The sequence below is a fragment of the Flavobacterium xizangense genome (assembly GCF_054075145.1).
On the sequence record NZ_JBSIPG010000001.1, the window covers coordinates 586,136 to 603,187 of the forward strand.

A 17,052-nucleotide genomic window follows, 5' to 3' on the forward strand; every position below is an offset into this window, starting at 1 on the left:
AGGCGGTTCTCAGAATTAACTTTATTTATCTTTTGTTCCACGTGGAACGGTTTTGTTTTGGTTCCAGATTTCACGTTTCACGTTTCACGTTTTAAAACAAACTTAAAAGTTCCACGTGGAACACTTGCTGATTTATTTTCAAAACCTTAAAACCAAATACACAATGTTTCACGTGAAACATTTTAATTATTCTATCTTTTTAAGATTCAACTTCATGTGTTCCACGTGAAACAACTTACTAAATTTAAATCCTTCGTTGCGTTCCAAGTGAAACGACATCTTGGAATAAAAACTAAAAAAATGTTTCACGTGGAACATAAAATCTTTACTCAAAAAAAACATGTTCCACGTGAAACACGTTTAAATATTTATTTAGATGTTTAATTACTGTTCCACGTGAAACATCGCAATCTTCTCATCTTCTTTTGAACGCATCAACTCTGCATCTGCATCGCTTTTGTCTTTGTATCCACAGTAGTGTAATATACCGTGAGCAAGTACACGTTTCAATTCTTCTTCGAAAGAAACATTAAAATCTTTTGCGTTGTCTTCTACTCTTTCTACAGAAACAAAAATATCTCCGTTCAATTCGTTGCCAACAGTATAATCAAAACTGATAATATCTGTTAGTGTATCGTGGTTTAAATACTCTACATTTATTTTATGCAAGTATTCATCATCACAAAAAATATAATTTATTTCTCCCTCATTCTTCTTTTCAGAAACAATAACTGCGCTCAACCAATCTGTAAAAGCTTGTTCGTTATCTAAAGAAAATTCGGTTTCGTAATTAAAGTTTATCATTTTGTATTAAAATATTCTTGAACCTTTTGATTAAAATTCGAGCGCAAAGGTAGCGATTGTCTATTTAAAATTTCTACACTATTTAAATAATCAATTAATGAGCTTGGTAAAGCATTTGAACGATTAAGAAATTCTGTCTTATTTGTTTCAGATTGACGCTTCGTATCTTGACCTTGTTGCTGAACTGCATTGTTTAATTTTAGCAATTCTTGCTGAATGTTTAAAATTCTTTGCAGGTTTTCATTCTTGAATCCTTTATTTAAAATTTGTTTTTCTGAAGCTTTCATTTGTTCGATTGCAGATCTTCCTTGTGCGTCTAAACCTTTTTTAGCTAATTCATTTTGCAATGCTTCACGCAGTTTAACTTGTTCTTTATAAATCTCCATTATCTTTTCAGCATCACCTTCTCCATCTTCGCCTTCATTTCCATCTTTTCCTTTTCCTCCTTCTTTCCCGCCTTGACCATTTTTACCCTGTCCATTCTTTCCGTCTTTTCCGTTTCCATCTTTCCCTTGCTGACCATCTTGACTTGGCTTGCTTTCTCCACTTTTTCCTTGTTGGCCACTTCCTTGCTTATCACCGGGCTTCATTCCCTCCTTCATTTTATCAGCCAGACCTTTTTGTTTTTGAATAATATCTGGTAATTGCATTCCTTGTCCATCACCTGGTTTTGGTTTTCCTGCTCCAGGATTCGCCATTGACATTTGCATATTATTTAAAAGATCACTTAAAAAGTCAGCCAATTTGTTTGCAGATGAAACAGCGTATTGCTGATGTGAAACTCCTTTTGGGATTTGAACATCGGTTAAAACTTCAATCGCTTTATCCATATTATATTGTACGTTTCCAATTTCTTTAGTTACATCTTCTGCAATTTTTGGATTTCTAAGAGACATTGCAAACAAACTATCATCGACATGACGGAACTGTTGTTTTAAATTCTGCTGAATTTTTATGTTCTTCGTATACGCAGAAGAACCTAATTTCATCGATTTAAATTGTTTCATCACATCTTCCTGAGATAATGAAAAAGCTAAAAGGTTATCCAGAATCTGACGAAGCATTGCAACATCTTCTTGCAATTGTTCCTGATCGCCGGCTTCCATATTAGATTCCATTTGTTGTGCCATGCTCTTCATTTTCTTAGAAGCACTTTTTTGTTTTGGCTTAGCCGAAGAAGTATTCTTTTTACTCAATTCTTCAGAAGCTTTATTCAAATCATTCTCAACATCTTTTTCTTTTGAAGCATCTTTCGGAATATCCAAAGGAGATTTTAAAGTGTTGTTTTCCTCTTTTAAATCTTTAAGATCTTCCTGAATTTTATCAAATGTTTTATTGATTTCGTCTTGCTTCTCTTTTGTATTTTCTTTGTCTTTATCTGATAACTGTTCTTGTTGTTCTGACAGTTTGTTTAATTTTTCAGCAACTTGACCTGCTTTCTTTTCTACATAAAAACGTTTCGTTAATTCAACTAATTGTTCTAAATTACGAGATTGGTTTTTACTGATTTGTTTGAATTTTTCCATCTTATCAAACAACTCATCGCTGTTTAATTTATCATTTAAATTCTTTAATTCATCTAATAACTTCTGATTCTTTTCTAAATCCTTTTCTGCATTGTCTAAACGCTTTTGCAAATCTTCGGCAGTTTTATCCTTTTTCTCAGCGCTATATTTATCTAAATTCTTATTCATTTTTTCAGTAAACTGTTTCATCAATTCGTCTTGTTGTTTCTGACGTTTGATAAAATCATTTACTTTTTGCTGGTCTTTAAATTCTAAATTGTCTTTTTCTTTTCCGGTATTTTTCAATTTATCTATTTCAGAAAATTGCTTTTCCTGATTCTTTAATGACTTTGACAAACTATTAATATTCGCATTTTGCTGTTGCAATTCTGCATCATGAATTTCATCTGTTGTAGCAACTCGATCTGAAAATGTAGAAGACTTAGTACTCTTAAATCCGTGTGGTGCATCGTTATCAAAAACCTCAAAATAATATTCATACGATACTCCTTCTTCTACCGGAAGATTACTCGGAAAGTTAAAAACAAACTGATCGAATACTGCTTGCTTAACAGGAATCGTTCCGCGCTTTACAGTTTGTATTTTGTTTTTTTCATAATAAACAACTTGTAATTTTGATAAACCGTAATCATCTCCTAACCTTCCAAGAACATAATTCTTATCTAATTTCAAACTATCCGGAGCAGGCGAAACTGATATTGTTGGATGCTGATCTTTGATAACCGACAGTTGATAATCTAATTTTTCGTAGTTCTTAACTTTATTATTTGAAGTTAAAATTTGGTATTCTGTATTTTGATTAATGCTTTTTGATAACTTAAATTCATCTTCTATTTTATTAAATTTAGATGCTGAGTTCTCATCTTTCCAAACAATTTCCTGAGTTGACTTTGTAGACATTTTCCATGTTACAGATGTACCTTCAGGCACGATTGCATTTCCTGTTCCCTGAATAGTTTCTGATTTCTTTTTTAAGTAAGATGGAAAATTCAAAACCATTTCGAAGTTGGCAATTGATGGAACTGTAATAACTTTTAATTCATATTCGTTTGATGAAACTGAATTTCCTTCGAAAGAAAACTGAACATCTGAAGTTGGTTTTTCAATCTTGAATTCGAACTTTCCCGTTTGAGAAGATTCCATAAAATAGCTTTCGTTACCAATATGTATCATCACATTTTCTGGAACAACCTTCCCTTCAGTTTCAACTTTTACAATAAAATCTTTGTTTTGTTCTGTCTGTAAATTGTCATTTAAAACCACAAATTTGAAAGGTGCCGGTGGTAAAAACGAAGCATTAAAATGCACTACTCTATTAAAACTTTGAGAAATAATATTGCTGTTTCCAGAAACAAAAAAGACTGCAAACAATAAAACCGGAATCAAAGCTAATGGCAAATACTTTTTATTTGATTTATAATTGATGGCATTTCCAAACGGAATTGGTTGCAATGAATTTGCTTTTTGTTCGATTGAAGCCAACATTAATTCTGAACTTTCAGCCGAATTTTCGTTTGAAGAAAGCTGCAAAAAGTTCGTTAGCTTATCACTTACTTCTGTAAAATGATTTCCAATGATAGCCGAAGCCTGATTATAATCTATTCCTTTTTGAAGTTTGAACAACTTGAAAATTGGAAATAAGATAAAACGAAACAACAGAAAAACTTCCACTGCAATAAATAACCAAAATAAAAGTGTTCTTCCTAATGGTTTCAGCCAAAGAAAATATTCAACAAAAAGGGTAAAAAGGAAATACAAAAGTCCTAAACCAATAAAAAGAAGCCCTCCTTTTATCAATTCATTCATATAATATTTCTTTATAAATCCCTCTAACTTCTGATATATTGCAGATGATGTTTTCAAAATAAAATCTCTTTTAATTATAACCTATAAAAGTAGTAATTTTAATTAGATAATGATCAATGAGAAAATTAGTCAATTAAGCTACAAACAAGACATTATCTAATTAAACTCATTTTCTAATTCTCTAATTAGAATCGTATCTTTGCACAAAATTATAAACAAATGTCAAAGCAAGTTCGAGTGCGTTTTGCACCAAGTCCAACTGGACCATTACATATTGGCGGAGTTCGTACTGCCCTATTTAATTATTTATTTGCAAAAAAACATAACGGTGTTTTTTATCTGAGAATTGAGGATACAGATCAGACTCGTTTTGTTCCAGGTGCCGAAGCTTATATTATGGAAGCGCTTGAATGGTTAGGCATTTCTCCTGAAGAAACGGTTGGAAAAAATGAAAAATTTGGTCCGTACAGACAAAGTGATCGCAAAGATTTATACCAAAAATATGCAGATCAACTGATCAATTCGGGCTGGGCTTATTATGCTTTTGATACTCCGGAAGCTCTTGATGCTTTAAGAAAAGAACAAGAAGCGGAAGGAAAAACATTTATTTACAATCATACTATTCGTGAAAAACTAGATACATCTTTAGTAATTTCTGCTGATGAAGTTTCAAAAAGAATTGCAAATGGAGAGCATTATGTGATTCGTTTTAAAACTCCGGTTGATGAAACTTTACATTTAAAAGATATCATTCGTGGTGATGTTAAGTTTGAAACTAGTTTACTTGATGACAAAGTTCTTTTCAAAAGTGACGGAATGCCAACGTATCATTTAGCCAATATTGTTGATGATCATTTGATGGAAACTTCACACGTAATTCGTGGTGAAGAATGGTTACCATCGATGCCACTACACGTTTTATTATACAGAGCTTTTGGTTGGGATGCTCCAGAATTTGCACATTTACCTTTGATTTTGAAACCAATTGGAAACGGAAAATTATCTAAAAGAGATGGTGATAAATTAGGATTTCCAGTGTTTCCTCTTGAATGGAAAACTGAAGAAGGCATTTCATCTGGTTACAGAGAGAAAGGATTTTTCCCGGAAGCGGTTGTAAACTTCCTTGCTCTTTTAGGTTGGAATGATGGAACAGACAAAGAATTATTTTCTTTAGAAGAATTAGTAGAAGCTTTTGACTTAAACCGAGTTCATAAAGCCGGAGCAAAATTTGATCCGGAGAAAAACAAATGGTTCAATCACCAATATTTAATCAAACAAAATGATGCTGATCTAGCGAACGACTTCTCTCCTATTTTGGTTGAAAAAGGTGTAGATGTTTCTAAATATGACGTTACGAGAATCGTTTCATTGATTAAAGAAAGAGCAAATTTCGTTTCAGATTTCTGGGATTTAACTGATTTCTTTTTCCAGGCACCAACATCTTATGATGAAAAAGCAAGCAAAAACTGGAAGGAAGAAACTCCATCTTTAATGCAGGAATTGATTTCAACTCTTGAATATATTGATGGTTTTGATTCTGCAAATATCGAAGCAATCGTAAAAGATTGGTTAACAAAAAACGAAATTGGAATGGGTAAAGTCATGCAGCCTTTCCGTTTGAGTTTGGTTGGAGCTCTTAAAGGTCCTCACCTATTTGACATAGTTGAAATCATCGGGAAAGAAGAAACTATTTCGAGAATTCAGAAAGCAATAGCAACTTTATAAAAAAATTACCATTAAGATATTAAGTTAATTAAGCTTTACTTAATGGAAAAAAATATAATATTTTAAGTTCATAAAGCCAAATTTAATTCGCTTGACAAAGCTTGAACTTAATTAACTTAATATCTCAATAGTAAAAAAAGCAAACGCTAAGAAACATCTAATAAATGTTCTTAGCGTTTTTTTAATGTTTTAAAATTTTCTTTTAGAAGAATTTTCGTAATTTACCAAGATCAAAAATCTAAATTAATTATCACCATGGGTACAGCATTTATTATTTTAATAGTCTTCGGAGTATTTATTTTCTTATCATCTTTCTTCACTGTAAAACAACAAACTAGTGTTATCGTAGAACGCTTTGGAAAATTTACAAGTGTTAGAAATTCGGGTTTACAATTAAAAATTCCAATAATTGATAGAATTGCAGGTCGCGTAAATCTGAAAATTCAACAATTAGATGTTCTTATTGAAACACAAACTAAAGACAATGTCTTTATCAAAATGAAAGTTTCTGTTCAATTTAAAGTAATACAGGAACATGTATATGAAGCTTTTTACAAACTAGAATATCCTCATGATCAAATTACTGCTTATGTATTTGACGTTGTTCGTGCCGAAGTTCCTAAATTAATTCTGGACGATGTGTTTGTTCGTAAAGATGATATTGCAATTGCAGTAAAACGAGAATTGAATGAAGCGATGACAACTTACGGTTATGACATCATCAATACACTTGTAACAGATATTGATCCTGATATCCAGGTAAAAAATGCAATGAACAGAATCAATGCGGCCGAAAGAGAAAAAACAGCAGCAATGTTTGAATCTGAAGCACAGCGAATTAGAATTGTAGCCAAAGCAAAAGCTGAAGCCGAAAGCAAAAAACTTCAAGGTCAAGGTATTGCCGATCAGCGTAGAGAAATTGCACGTGGATTAGTAGAAAGTGTTGAAGTTTTAAACAATGTTGGAATCAATTCACAGGAAGCATCTGCATTGATCGTAATTACACAACATTATGACACTCTACAAGCTATTGGAGCTGATACCAACTCTAATTTGATATTATTACCAAACTCTCCACAAGCAGCAAGTGATATGTTAAATAGTATGGTAACTAGTTTTTCAGCTTCAAATATAATTGGAGAAGAAATGAAAAGACAACCGAGAAAAGTTAAAAAAACAAACAACTCTGATATAAACTATAATCCGTCAGATACTTCAGAGCCAACAGAAACAGCTCAATAAATAATATTAAAATAAAAAAAGAGGCTTAATTGCCTCTTTTTTTATTCATAAACCAATTGATAACAAAAGGTATAATAGACTGTAAAATTTTCGGATACGAATTTTTAAAGTAATCTGTGTAAGAAGAAACAAAACCATTTACAATTTTATGCGGTGTTATGCTCTCTTTTGTTTTTTGAATACTTAAAACTAATTTCTGATAATTAATCTCTTTTTCTAATTTCAAAATTTCCAGATCTCTGTCAAGTTCTGCATATGATGAGTATTTTTTCTTTTCCATAATTCTTAATCATTAAAAAAGATTTCTGAAAATTTCTCCAAAATTGGTCCTTCCACAAACTTATCTTTTATAAAGAAAAGTAAAATTGTAAAAAACAAATAGATTCCTCCTACTGTCAAAAATCCCAAAGCATTACTTTCAAATAAACTACCAAAAGCATACGCCGCAGCAAAAGATCCAAAAATTAAAACCATTGTGAAACAAACCAAAATCAAAGTAAACTTAAAAATTAAAGTAGTTGATTTCATTGCCACTTTAAAACCCCAAAGTTTATAATAAGCCAAATGACTTTCAATATATTCCTTTGCCTGATCCTGAATATTTTCAGTATTTTCTTTTAATTCTTCAAAAGCCATAATTCTGATTTTAAATAAAAAAACACATTACTTTTGATCAAATATAAACAAGTAATGTGTTTTTAGAATGATATTATTTTTGAAGTTTAGCGTTCTGTGCTTTTAAATCAGCCAATTTAGATTCTAAAAAAGAAATTACTTCTTCTGTTTTGTAACTCATATTTGAAAGCAATTCTTCATAAGTCCCATCCATGTTTTCTTTTGCATGTTTGAATTTCTCACGTAGAACTTCAGAGCTTGCTGAAAGAGTATCCTGCAAATTATGTTTTGCATCATCCAAACCTTCTTTCAATTTTGCACGAGTTTTAGATCCTTTATCTGGAGCAAATAAAATTCCGATTGCCGCACCAGCAGCAGCAGCAGCTAAAATTGCGGCTGCAGTATTTAAGTTCTTTGACATAATATTAAAATTTAAATGATTAATAAAGGTAACCTTTTTTAAAATATAAATAACTGAATAAACGTTATTTACAAAAAATTAACAATAAAATTAATACATATAAGCTACAGCTTCATATTTGCCATCTGCTTTTTGAATAATGCTTACAAATGGATATCCAATTGAAGCAGATTTAGTTTTTATTCTCATAGCAGTTTGGTTTTCATTTGCAATTGGCGGTTCACCTTTTGTCCTCGTCGAAACTCCAGAAAAATTAGCAGCTTGCTTTAATCCTATTGTTTTTTCCTGAGGCAAAACAGTTACCATTTTGTAATCATCTTTTGAATCAACAACTATTTTATCAGAAATTTTTTGAGTTTGATTGGTTTGTTTATTTGTGATTTTCGCAACTGCATATTTACTGATCTTGACCTCTTCCGCACTTCCGTTCAATGAATAATAAATTAAACCATTTTCATTTTTAATGAAATTAACATCAAGTTGTTCACCATTGTGTTTAGTAATTTGATGTGTTTGAGAAATTGCAACATTTGCAAATAAGATTGCTAGCGTAAAATATAAAATTTTCATGATTATTAGATTTAAATTAAAAATGATCAGATTTGAAATTTAAAAACTAAAGCTTCACACAAATTCAATGTTATGGAATTTTGTACATTATGAAATAATTTGAAAAATATCTTTTACGCGAAATATTATCAAAATTACATCACAATAAAAATGAGAACATAAAATTGTCTTTTCAAGAAATCATTATTGAAAATCTACTGCAATAAAAATTCAAAATTTTTAAAACCAGCAAATTTCAGTTTCGTTTCTCTAACGGCAAATTTTAATTTTTATAAAAATCATCTCTGATTTTTACTATTGAGTTAAAAATAGCAACTTTATAAACAATTGTATGTTAACAACCCGTTAAACTGACAAAAATGATATTAAAAACTTAAATTAAAGCCAAAAATAAACAATAATTTAAAAAACGAGTTATCTATCCAACCTTTAAAAATAATCGCTTAAAATCAATTTATGAAGGCTGATTTTAATCTAAATAAATTATTAAAATATATTTTTTAATAGTTTTTATAAATAATAATAAAAATTAATTAAACATATATTTATATAGAAATAATTAATATTAATGAAAACGATGCATTTTCATTTTTTAATCTTAAAAATCTGGAAAAATGGGTCAAAAAAGGTAAAACTTAAAATAAAGAGTTTTAAAAAAATATTTCTAAAAAAAGGATTCAAGAGATGGACAAAATTAAAAAATGTCTTAAAATTAATTTATGAAAGTCAATTTTAATCTATAAAAATTATTAAATTTTAAATTTCAATAGTTAATCTATATAATAAAAAAAAGCGCTTATAAAAGCGCTTTTAATAAATTTAGTTGATATTATTTCTTCACCATCTCAGAAAGAATTTCTATTTCTCTTTCCGAAGCATTTTTTGGTGGATTTGAATTTAATTTCAAAATTTCGTCTGAAAACTGATTTCTCAAATTTTCATTTTCAATATCCCTTAAATTTAAAAGTGCTTTTGATCTCACATAAGTTGATTCACTTTTTAAAGACATTGAATATAATTTTTTAATATCATCTTCTTCAAAATCTGTAGATTTCCAATTCGAATACTTCAAAATAAACTGAGAAAACAACAATGAAGCCTTATTATTGTTGATATTCTTCTTCAAAGAATTCTGTAAAAGTGAAAAACTAGAAATATTTTTGATGTTTTCCCCTATTGCACTTTCAATTGCAATTCTTTCTGGTTTGGTTTCAACTTTAAAATATTTATTGATTTCTTTTAAAGAATTATTGATACTATTTTCTTCTTTTTTTCCTTTTTCTTCCCAGGCATCTTTCAATCCAACCGTTTTGTTAAATACTAATTTTGAAGGAGTTGAGTCTTTATCAACAGTAAAATATCCTAGACGTTGAAACTGAAATTTATCTTCATTTTGCGCTGTTGCTAAACTTGGTTCAACAAATCCAGTCACAATTTCCAATGAATTTGGATTCACAAAATCTAAGAAATTTTTCTCTTTATAACTGTCCGGAGCTTCATCTGTAAACAATCGATCATACAAACGCACTTCTGCTTCCAAAGCATGTTTGATAGAAACCCAGTGTAATGTTCCAGACACTTTTCTTTGGCTTGCTTCTGTCCCACTTCCACTCAAAGAATCAGTATCATATGTCACATGAATTTCTGTAATATTTCCTTGAGCATCTTTTATAACCGATTCACCTTTAATGATATAAGCATTTTTAAGACGAACTTCTTTTCCTAGAGTTAAACGAAAATATTTTGCTGGAGCATCTTCCAAAAAGTCCTCTCTTTCAATGTATAATTCACGAGAAAATGGCACTTTTCTGAAACCAGCATTTTCATCTTCTTGATTATTTTCTGCTTCTAACCACTCTTCTTTTTCTTCAGGATAATTTGTAATTACCAATTTTACAGGATCTAAAACAGCCATTACACGAGGTGCAATTTTGTTTAAATCTTCACGAATACAGAATTCTAAAACCGATACATTGATTAAATTATCACGTTTTGCGATACCAATTGTATTGGCAAAATTACGTAAAGAAGCTGCTGTATAACCACGTCTTCTTAATCCGGAAATGGTAGACATTCTTGGATCATCCCAACCGTTAACATGCTTTTCTTTAACTAGTTGCTGTAATTTTCTTTTACTAACAACAGTATGTGATAAGTTACGTCTTGCAAATTCTCTTTGTTTTGGACGCAGCTTATTATCATCAAAAATCTGATCTAAAAACCAATCGTATAATTCGCGGTGAGGCAAGAATTCAAGTGTACAAAATGAGTGAGAAATCTGCTCTAAATAATCACTTTGTCCATGTGCCCAATCGTACATTGGGTAAATTTTCCAATCATCTCCAGTTCTATGGTGATGCTTATGCAAAATTCTGTACATGATAGGATCACGCATCAACATGTTTGTTGATTTCATGTCAATTTTTGCACGAAGAATATGTGTACCGGCCTCAAATTCACCGTTTTTCATTCTTTCGAATAAATCTAAATTTTCTTCAACAGAACGATTTCTGTATGGACTGTCTGTTCCTAAAGTTGTTGGAGTTCCTTTCTGGATAGCCATTTCTTCAGAAGATTGACTATCAACATAAGCTTTATCTTTTTTAATTAATAAAACCGCCCAATCATATAATTGTTGAAAATAATCTGATGCATAACGCTCTTCGGCCCAGGTATATCCTAACCATTCCACATCTTTTTTAATGGCGTCAACAAATTCCTGCTCTTCTTTTTCAGGATTCGTATCGTCAAAACGTAAATTTACAGGAGACTGATAATCAATTCCTAAACCAAAATTTAATGCAATAGAACTTGCGTGACCAATATGTAAATAGCCATTTGGTTCTGGTGGAAAACGAAAATGAAGTTTAGTTTGTGAAAGACCTGATTTTAAATCTTCCTCTATGATTTGTTCAATAAAATTGAGTGATTTCTCTTCTGATGCCATTATTTTATAGTAATTTTAGCAAAGATAAAAAAAAGGTTTCAGGTTTCAGGTTTAAAGTTATCTAACTGGCATAAAACCTGAAACTTTAAACGTGAAATAATACAAAAATGGGAGTTATAAAATTAAAAAACATTCGCACTTTTTCTTACCACGGATGTTTAATTGAAGAAGGAAAAATTGGATCTGATTATATTGTGGATCTAAAAATTAAAACAAATCTTCAGAAATCAGCCGAAACAGACCATCTTTTAGACACGGTTGATTACGTTCATTTGAACAAAATTGTGACGGAAGAAATGGCAATTCGTTCACATTTATTGGAACATGTGGCCAAAAGAATCAATATTCGTGTACTTGCAGAGATAGAAACAGTAGAAAAAACAACAGTTTGGGTTTCAAAAGTAAATCCACCTATTGGCGGTGATGTTGAATCAGTTACCATAAAAATGACGGAAATTAGAAAGTAATTATTTTATTTAAAATCGTATTTTTTCAAAATAGTTTATACGAAACTTTTGAAATTTAAAGATTTTAGTTACTTTTGCCATCCGTTCAAGCAATGGCGTCGTGGCCGAGCGGCTAGGCTGGGCTCTGCAAAAGCTCCTACTCCGGTTCGAATCCGGACGATGCCTCTAAAACCTTCAAGGAAACTTGGAGGTTTTTTTTTATGGTTAATTTTTAAGAAAAATTAATTAAAGATATCGGTTCGAATCCGGACGATTCATCTAAAACCTTCAAAGCAATTTGAAGGTTTTTTTTATGTTTAATTTTTAGAAAAAATTAATTAAAAATATATCGGTTCGAATCCAGACTATGACTCAAAACCTTCAAAGCAATTTGGAGGTTTTTATATGTTTAATTTTTAGAAAAAATGAGATAAAGATTTACGTTCGAATCCGGACGATTCATCTAAAACTTCAAAGCAATTTGAAGTTTTTTTATGTTTAATTTTCAGAAAAAATGAGATAAAGATTTACGTTCGAATTCGGACGATTCTCAAAAATAGATAGAAAACTGTTTCTCTTTTTTTACTTCATATTTTTCACAATATTATCATTTCGAGGTTAGAGAAATGACAAACTATACGTAAATAACTTTGCAAAAATTTGAAAACCAATAATTATAAACAAAAAAAAACCTCTGAAATTCAGAGGCTTAATTTTATAATTTTAAGTTAGTAACAACTACTTCTTCTCTATTCTTTCAAAAGCGTTTTTAACCATTTCTTTTTCTTTTGGAAACCAACCTTGAATTACTAAAGCAAATCCGAAAACCATTAAAACAATACTAATTCCTTTTTTGATTTTAAGAATGTTAGTCGGAGTCATTTTTGATTTTAACTGTTTGGCTAATAAAATTTTACCACAATCAATTAATAAATAAGTGATAATCACAGCAGTAAAAAAAGTCATCATTCTTGACGTTTGCATGTCTAATTTTGGTCCTACAGAAATAATTACCGCAAGCCAAAAACCAAGAACACCAATGTTGATAACATTGAGTAAAAAGCCTTTTACAAACAAACTCCCGTAATTTCTTTTCAATATATCACGATCAATTTCTTCATCATTGATTTTTTCCTCTTTTTTCAATTTAACGAAAGAAATTACACCATAGGCAAGCATTATTATACCTCCAAAAATAAATAGTGCTGGATCATCTTTTAAACTGGAAATCAGTCTATAACTTCCTAAATAAGCAATAGCTATAAAAAAAACATCACCTAAAACAACTCCAAAATCAAAAGCTATAGCCGCTCTAAATCCTTTTGTAATGCTGGTTTCTAATAAAACAAAAAATACCGGACCTACCATAAAGCTCAGAACAAGTCCCCATGGCAGTCCAGCCAGAATATCATTTATCATCAAAAATTATTTTACTTCTTCAATTTTACCACCAAAAACTGTTTTTTGGTTTATTTGTCTTGGTTTTCCATAAATGTAAATAGAGCCTCCTGCGCTTACTTTTGCGTCAACAAGGGTTGATGCATTCACATCAGCTTTTCCTCCAGCAGAAACGCTTACAGTGGTTTGAGAGGTAACTAATTTACTTGCCAGCAGATATCCTCCTGCTCCTAAACTTGCAACCTGATTTTCTGCTTTTCCTGTCAAAGTAATTGAACCTCCTGAAACTGAGCTCACTTTTAACTTATCAACATTCAAATCAACATTAATGATGCCACCTTCCTGAGCACTTACTTTAAACGAAGTTGCTTTGATGGCTTCACTACTTTTTACTTCTGCTCCTTCGTTTACATCTATAAGTTCTATGTGTTTGTAATATAACGTAATATCGAGATCATTTCCAGATAAAAGTTTTGGAAAAGGCATTCTTAATTTCAAAATTCCGTTTTTATTTACGGCTTCAACTTCAGCTTCTCTTGCTCCTTTTATAACAATTTTATTTTCAGATGACTGAACTAATTTTACACTTAACTTATCAAATACTTTAACAGTATCAAAATCCCCTAAGTCTTTAGTAACCTGACCAAAAGACATTTGAACAAATAAAATTACTGCTCCAATAATTAGCTTTTTCATACTTTTATTTTTTAAATTAATACTTATTCGGCTCTTCGTAAAAAATGAAAATCCAGTTGTTTTTTAACTAAATCGGCATTTTTTACTTTAACATAAATCTCGTCCCCTAATTGCAAAATACTGTTTGAAGTTGCTCCAACCAATGCATATTGTTTTTCATCGAAAGTATAGTAATCATCTTTTATTTCTCTGATTCTCACCATTCCTTCGCATTTATTCGAAACGATTTCAACATAAATTCCCCATTCTGTAACACCAGAAATAACTCCCAAGAATTCTTCATCCTGATGATCCTGCATGTATTTAACCTGCATGTATTTGATACTGTCACGTTCAGCATTAGTGGCTAAACTTTCCATATTTGAACAATGGAGACATTTTGTTTCGTATGTTTCTTCATCTACAGAAGCTCCTCCATCCAGATAATATTGCAGCAATCTGTGTACCATAACGTCTGGATAACGACGAATTGGCGATGTAAAATGGCTGTAATAATCAAAAGCTAAACCATAATGACCAATATTTTCTGTCGAATATTTGGCTTTACTCATACTTCTAATCGCAAGAGTATCAATTAAGTTTTGCTCTTTTTTTCCATTTACTTCTTCCATCAAGGCATTCAATGATTTTGAAATATCGCCTTTATTACGGAAATCTATTTTATACCCAAATTTAGCAATTACTGTTGCCATTGCAATTAATTTGTCTTCATTTGGTTCATCGTGAATCCTGTAAACAAATGTTTTCTTTTGTTTTCCAATGTATTCTGCTACTTTTCTATTCGCCAAAAGCATGAATTCTTCAATCAAATGATTCGCATCTTTTGATATTTTGAAATACACTCCTTCTGGTTCTCCTTCTGCATCTAAGTTGAATTTCACTTCTACTTTATCAAAAGAAATAGCACCATTCTGCATTCTTTTCTTTCTTAAAATCTTCGCTAATTCATCTAATTTTAAAGTTGCTTCAACAATTTCATCAGAAACTACATAAGATTCTCCAGTAATAGAAATATCAACCGGAATTGTATTGTCTTTTGTTTCAATGATATATTGTGCTTCTTCGTAAGCAAAACGCTGATCGGAATAAATTACTGTTCTTCCAAACCATTGGTTAATAACTTGCGAAGTTGGCGAAACTTCAAATACTGCAGAGAATGTATATTTCTCTTCATTTGGACGAAGTGAACAGGCAAAATTAGACAAAACTTCCGGAAGCATTGGCACTACTCTATCAACCAAATACACCGAAGTTGCTCGTTGATACGCTTCATCATCCAGGATTGTTCCTTCTTCCAAATAATACGAAACATCGGCAATGTGAATTCCGATTTCGAAGTTTCCGTTTTCTAACTTTTTGAAAGACAAGGCATCATCAAAATCTTTTGCATCTTTTGGATCAATCGTAAACGTAAGCGTATCACGCATATCACGACGTTTTGCAATTTCAGATTCCTGAATTGAAGTATCTAGTTTTTGTGCAAAAACCTCTACTTCTACCGGAAAATCGGCTGGTAAACCGTATTCTGCTAAAATAGCATGAATTTCTGTATTGTGTTCTCCTGGTTTTCCTAAAACTCTGATAACAGATCCAAAAGGACTGTCAGCTCTTTTTGGCCAGTCTTCAATCTTAACTAAAACAACATCACCATTTTCTGCTTCACCCATTTTATCTTTTGGAATAAAAATATCGGTATACATTTTTGGATTTGCAGTCGAAACAAAAGCAAAATTGGGCTGAATATCAATAACTCCAACAAATTCTGTTTTATCTCTTTCAAGAACTTCAATTACTTCACCTTCTGGTCTTTTTCCTTTTCTTCGGTTATAAACGTAAACTTTAACTTTGTCTTTATCTAATGCTCGATTTAAATTATTTGTCGGGATAAAAACATCTTCTGCAAAATCAGGACAAATAAAATATGCCGTTTTTCTGCTCGTCATATCTATTGTTCCTTCATAATAATCCTGACTAATTGCTTTGATTAAATATTTGCCAGGTTCAGTTTCAACAATTTTCTTTTGAGCTGCAAGAATTTTCAAATCTTTAATAATCTGATTTCTGCTATTGGTATCATCAAGTTCAAGCTTTGCAGCTATTTGTTTATAATTGAATGGTTTATTAGCACTTTGCGATAAAATTTTTACTATCTTACTAGAGAAATCTTTCTCTTTTTTTATCGGCTTTCTAATTTTCTTACTCATATATCTTTTCTTATAAGGTTTAAAATTACAAATAAGATATCACAATATAGATTTTAACAATTAGAATTATTAAAAATATAACTTTTCGTACATTTACAAAAAGACCTTTATGGAAAGCTTTAAAACCATCGCCATATTCAATTATCAGCACGAAACTGTGGTTCTGAAACACTTACTTGAACAGGAAGAAATTCCATATTTTTTCGAAAATGAAATGACGCTTTCAGTCGCTCCAATGTACTCTGCAGCGCTGGGAGGCATTCGCCTGAAAGTTCATCCGGACGATTTCGAACAAGTTCAGGAAATTCTGGACAATCTCAACAATCCTCTGAAAATCGTCTGAAACAAAATTCAAAACAAACTCAAATCAAGGTAAAATTCAATCAAAAAAAATTTTTTTTCCTTTTCAACTTTTTTAGTTTTCAACATATATTAAATACAACAAAAAAGATTTTTAAAAATTTAAAAAAAATTTATGGTTATTATAGCTTGTTAATATGTCGAATAAATTTTTTTTTGAAGTCATTGAAATCTCGTTTTACTTATTTATTCTGAGTTATCAACATAGTTATATTTAGTTAAATGATTAATTTATAAGACTTTTTGTATTTTAATTAACAACGGTTGACAACCAAAAATGAATTCATTTTGT

Annotated in this window: 14 protein-coding genes and 1 tRNA gene; 5 read left to right on the forward strand and 10 right to left on the reverse strand. The window is 30.8% G+C overall.

What is annotated here, in order from left to right; genetic code table 11:
* Positions 1-384: 384 nt before the first annotated feature.
* Together ybeY and ACWA1B_RS02425 are read right to left on the reverse strand one after the other, a co-directional pair.
* Entirely contained in the window at positions 385-804 is a 420-nt protein-coding gene (gene ybeY, locus ACWA1B_RS02420; RefSeq protein WP_155104097.1) for an rRNA maturation RNase YbeY, read from the reverse strand.
* Positions 801-4,136, reverse strand: a complete 3,336-nt coding sequence (locus ACWA1B_RS02425) for a coiled-coil domain-containing protein (RefSeq protein ID WP_456904311.1) — start codon at positions 4,134-4,136, stop codon at positions 801-803. Before ACWA1B_RS02425 ends, ybeY begins: the two co-directional genes overlap by 4 nt.
* 219 nt (positions 4,137-4,355) lie before the next feature.
* Here ACWA1B_RS02425 and gltX point away from each other — a divergent pair, with 219 nt between their 5' ends.
* Both gltX and ACWA1B_RS02435 read left to right on the forward strand, forming a co-directional pair.
* The gene (gene gltX / locus ACWA1B_RS02430) at positions 4,356-5,861 is read left to right on the forward strand and encodes a glutamate--tRNA ligase (RefSeq protein ID WP_456904312.1); all 1,506 of its coding nucleotides are present in this window, start codon (positions 4,356-4,358) and stop codon (positions 5,859-5,861) included.
* A gap of 255 nt (positions 5,862-6,116) precedes the next feature.
* Positions 6,117-7,103 carry an SPFH domain-containing protein gene (locus tag ACWA1B_RS02435; protein ID WP_456904313.1) on the forward strand — a complete coding sequence of 329 codons (987 nt, stop codon included), beginning with the start codon at positions 6,117-6,119 and terminating at the stop codon, positions 7,101-7,103.
* Between the two features lie 25 nt (positions 7,104-7,128).
* Here ACWA1B_RS02435 and ACWA1B_RS02440 read toward each other — a convergent pair whose 3' ends face one another.
* The 5 genes from ACWA1B_RS02440 to ACWA1B_RS02460 form a co-directional block, all read right to left on the reverse strand.
* Positions 7,129-7,383, reverse strand: coding sequence for a DUF6327 family protein (locus ACWA1B_RS02440; RefSeq protein WP_456904314.1), 255 nt, complete (start codon positions 7,381-7,383; stop codon positions 7,129-7,131).
* 5 nt (positions 7,384-7,388) lie between these two features.
* The gene (locus ACWA1B_RS02445; RefSeq protein ID WP_456904315.1) at positions 7,389-7,739 is read right to left on the reverse strand and encodes a competence protein; all 351 of its coding nucleotides are present in this window, start codon (positions 7,737-7,739) and stop codon (positions 7,389-7,391) included.
* A gap of 73 nt (positions 7,740-7,812) precedes the next feature.
* Positions 7,813-8,139 (reverse strand): YtxH domain-containing protein, encoded by a 327-nt coding sequence (locus tag ACWA1B_RS02450; RefSeq protein WP_456904316.1) that lies wholly within the window; start codon positions 8,137-8,139, stop codon positions 7,813-7,815.
* A 90-nt stretch (positions 8,140-8,229) separates the two neighbouring features.
* Positions 8,230-8,709 carry a hypothetical protein gene (locus ACWA1B_RS02455; protein WP_456904317.1) on the reverse strand — a complete coding sequence of 160 codons (480 nt, stop codon included), beginning with the start codon at positions 8,707-8,709 and terminating at the stop codon, positions 8,230-8,232.
* Between the two features lie 829 nt (positions 8,710-9,538).
* Positions 9,539-11,656 carry a glutamine--tRNA ligase/YqeY domain fusion protein gene (locus ACWA1B_RS02460; protein ID WP_456904318.1) on the reverse strand — a complete coding sequence of 706 codons (2,118 nt, stop codon included), beginning with the start codon at positions 11,654-11,656 and terminating at the stop codon, positions 9,539-9,541.
* Between the two features lie 107 nt (positions 11,657-11,763).
* Here ACWA1B_RS02460 and folB point away from each other — a divergent pair, with 107 nt between their 5' ends.
* Together folB and ACWA1B_RS02470 are read left to right on the forward strand one after the other, a co-directional pair.
* Entirely contained in the window at positions 11,764-12,123 is a 360-nt protein-coding gene (folB, locus tag ACWA1B_RS02465) for a dihydroneopterin aldolase (protein WP_456904319.1), read from the forward strand.
* A 94-nt stretch (positions 12,124-12,217) separates the two neighbouring features.
* A tRNA-Cys gene (locus ACWA1B_RS02470) sits at positions 12,218-12,288 on the forward strand.
* A 552-nt stretch (positions 12,289-12,840) separates the two neighbouring features.
* Here ACWA1B_RS02470 and ACWA1B_RS02475 read toward each other — a convergent pair.
* From ACWA1B_RS02475 to rnr, 3 genes are read right to left on the reverse strand one after another with little or no spacing between them, the layout of a single operon-like run.
* Positions 12,841-13,521, reverse strand: coding sequence for a LysE family translocator (locus ACWA1B_RS02475; RefSeq protein ID WP_456904320.1), 681 nt, complete (start codon positions 13,519-13,521; stop codon positions 12,841-12,843).
* A gap of 6 nt (positions 13,522-13,527) precedes the next feature.
* On the reverse strand, positions 13,528-14,196 hold the full coding sequence (locus ACWA1B_RS02480) for a head GIN domain-containing protein (protein ID WP_456904321.1): 669 nt from the start codon (positions 14,194-14,196) through the stop codon (positions 13,528-13,530).
* Between the two features lie 23 nt (positions 14,197-14,219).
* The gene (gene rnr / locus ACWA1B_RS02485) at positions 14,220-16,400 is read right to left on the reverse strand and encodes a ribonuclease R (RefSeq protein WP_456904322.1); all 2,181 of its coding nucleotides are present in this window, start codon (positions 16,398-16,400) and stop codon (positions 14,220-14,222) included.
* A gap of 109 nt (positions 16,401-16,509) precedes the next feature.
* Between rnr and ACWA1B_RS02490 the strand changes: the two genes are divergently transcribed.
* A complete protein-coding gene (locus ACWA1B_RS02490) occupies positions 16,510-16,743 on the forward strand; it encodes a putative signal transducing protein (protein WP_026727317.1) in 234 nt (77 codons plus the stop codon).
* The last annotated feature ends 309 nt before the right edge of the window (positions 16,744-17,052 follow it).

Coding starts and splice junctions, on each gene's coding strand:
- ACWA1B_RS02445 (WP_456904315.1), bottom strand. CDS start 7,739: ATGGCTTTTGAAGAATTAAAAGAAAATACTGAAAATATTCAGGATCAG.
- gltX (WP_456904312.1), top strand. CDS start 4,356: ATGTCAAAGCAAGTTCGAGTGCGTTTTGCACCAAGTCCAACTGGACCA.
- ACWA1B_RS02455 (WP_456904317.1), bottom strand. CDS start 8,709: ATGAAAATTTTATATTTTACGCTAGCAATCTTATTTGCAAATGTTGCA.
- ybeY (WP_155104097.1), bottom strand. CDS start 804: ATGATAAACTTTAATTACGAAACCGAATTTTCTTTAGATAACGAACAA.
- ACWA1B_RS02480 (WP_456904321.1), bottom strand. CDS start 14,196: ATGAAAAAGCTAATTATTGGAGCAGTAATTTTATTTGTTCAAATGTCT.
- rnr (WP_456904322.1), bottom strand. CDS start 16,400: ATGAGTAAGAAAATTAGAAAGCCGATAAAAAAAGAGAAAGATTTCTCT.
- ACWA1B_RS02490 (WP_026727317.1), top strand. CDS start 16,510: ATGGAAAGCTTTAAAACCATCGCCATATTCAATTATCAGCACGAAACT.
- ACWA1B_RS02425 (WP_456904311.1), bottom strand. CDS start 4,136: ATGAATGAATTGATAAAAGGAGGGCTTCTTTTTATTGGTTTAGGACTT.
- ACWA1B_RS02475 (WP_456904320.1), bottom strand. CDS start 13,521: ATGATAAATGATATTCTGGCTGGACTGCCATGGGGACTTGTTCTGAGC.
- ACWA1B_RS02435 (WP_456904313.1), top strand. CDS start 6,117: ATGGGTACAGCATTTATTATTTTAATAGTCTTCGGAGTATTTATTTTC.
- ACWA1B_RS02460 (WP_456904318.1), bottom strand. CDS start 11,656: ATGGCATCAGAAGAGAAATCACTCAATTTTATTGAACAAATCATAGAG.
- ACWA1B_RS02440 (WP_456904314.1), bottom strand. CDS start 7,383: ATGGAAAAGAAAAAATACTCATCATATGCAGAACTTGACAGAGATCTG.
- ACWA1B_RS02450 (WP_456904316.1), bottom strand. CDS start 8,139: ATGTCAAAGAACTTAAATACTGCAGCCGCAATTTTAGCTGCTGCTGCT.
- folB (WP_456904319.1), top strand. CDS start 11,764: ATGGGAGTTATAAAATTAAAAAACATTCGCACTTTTTCTTACCACGGA.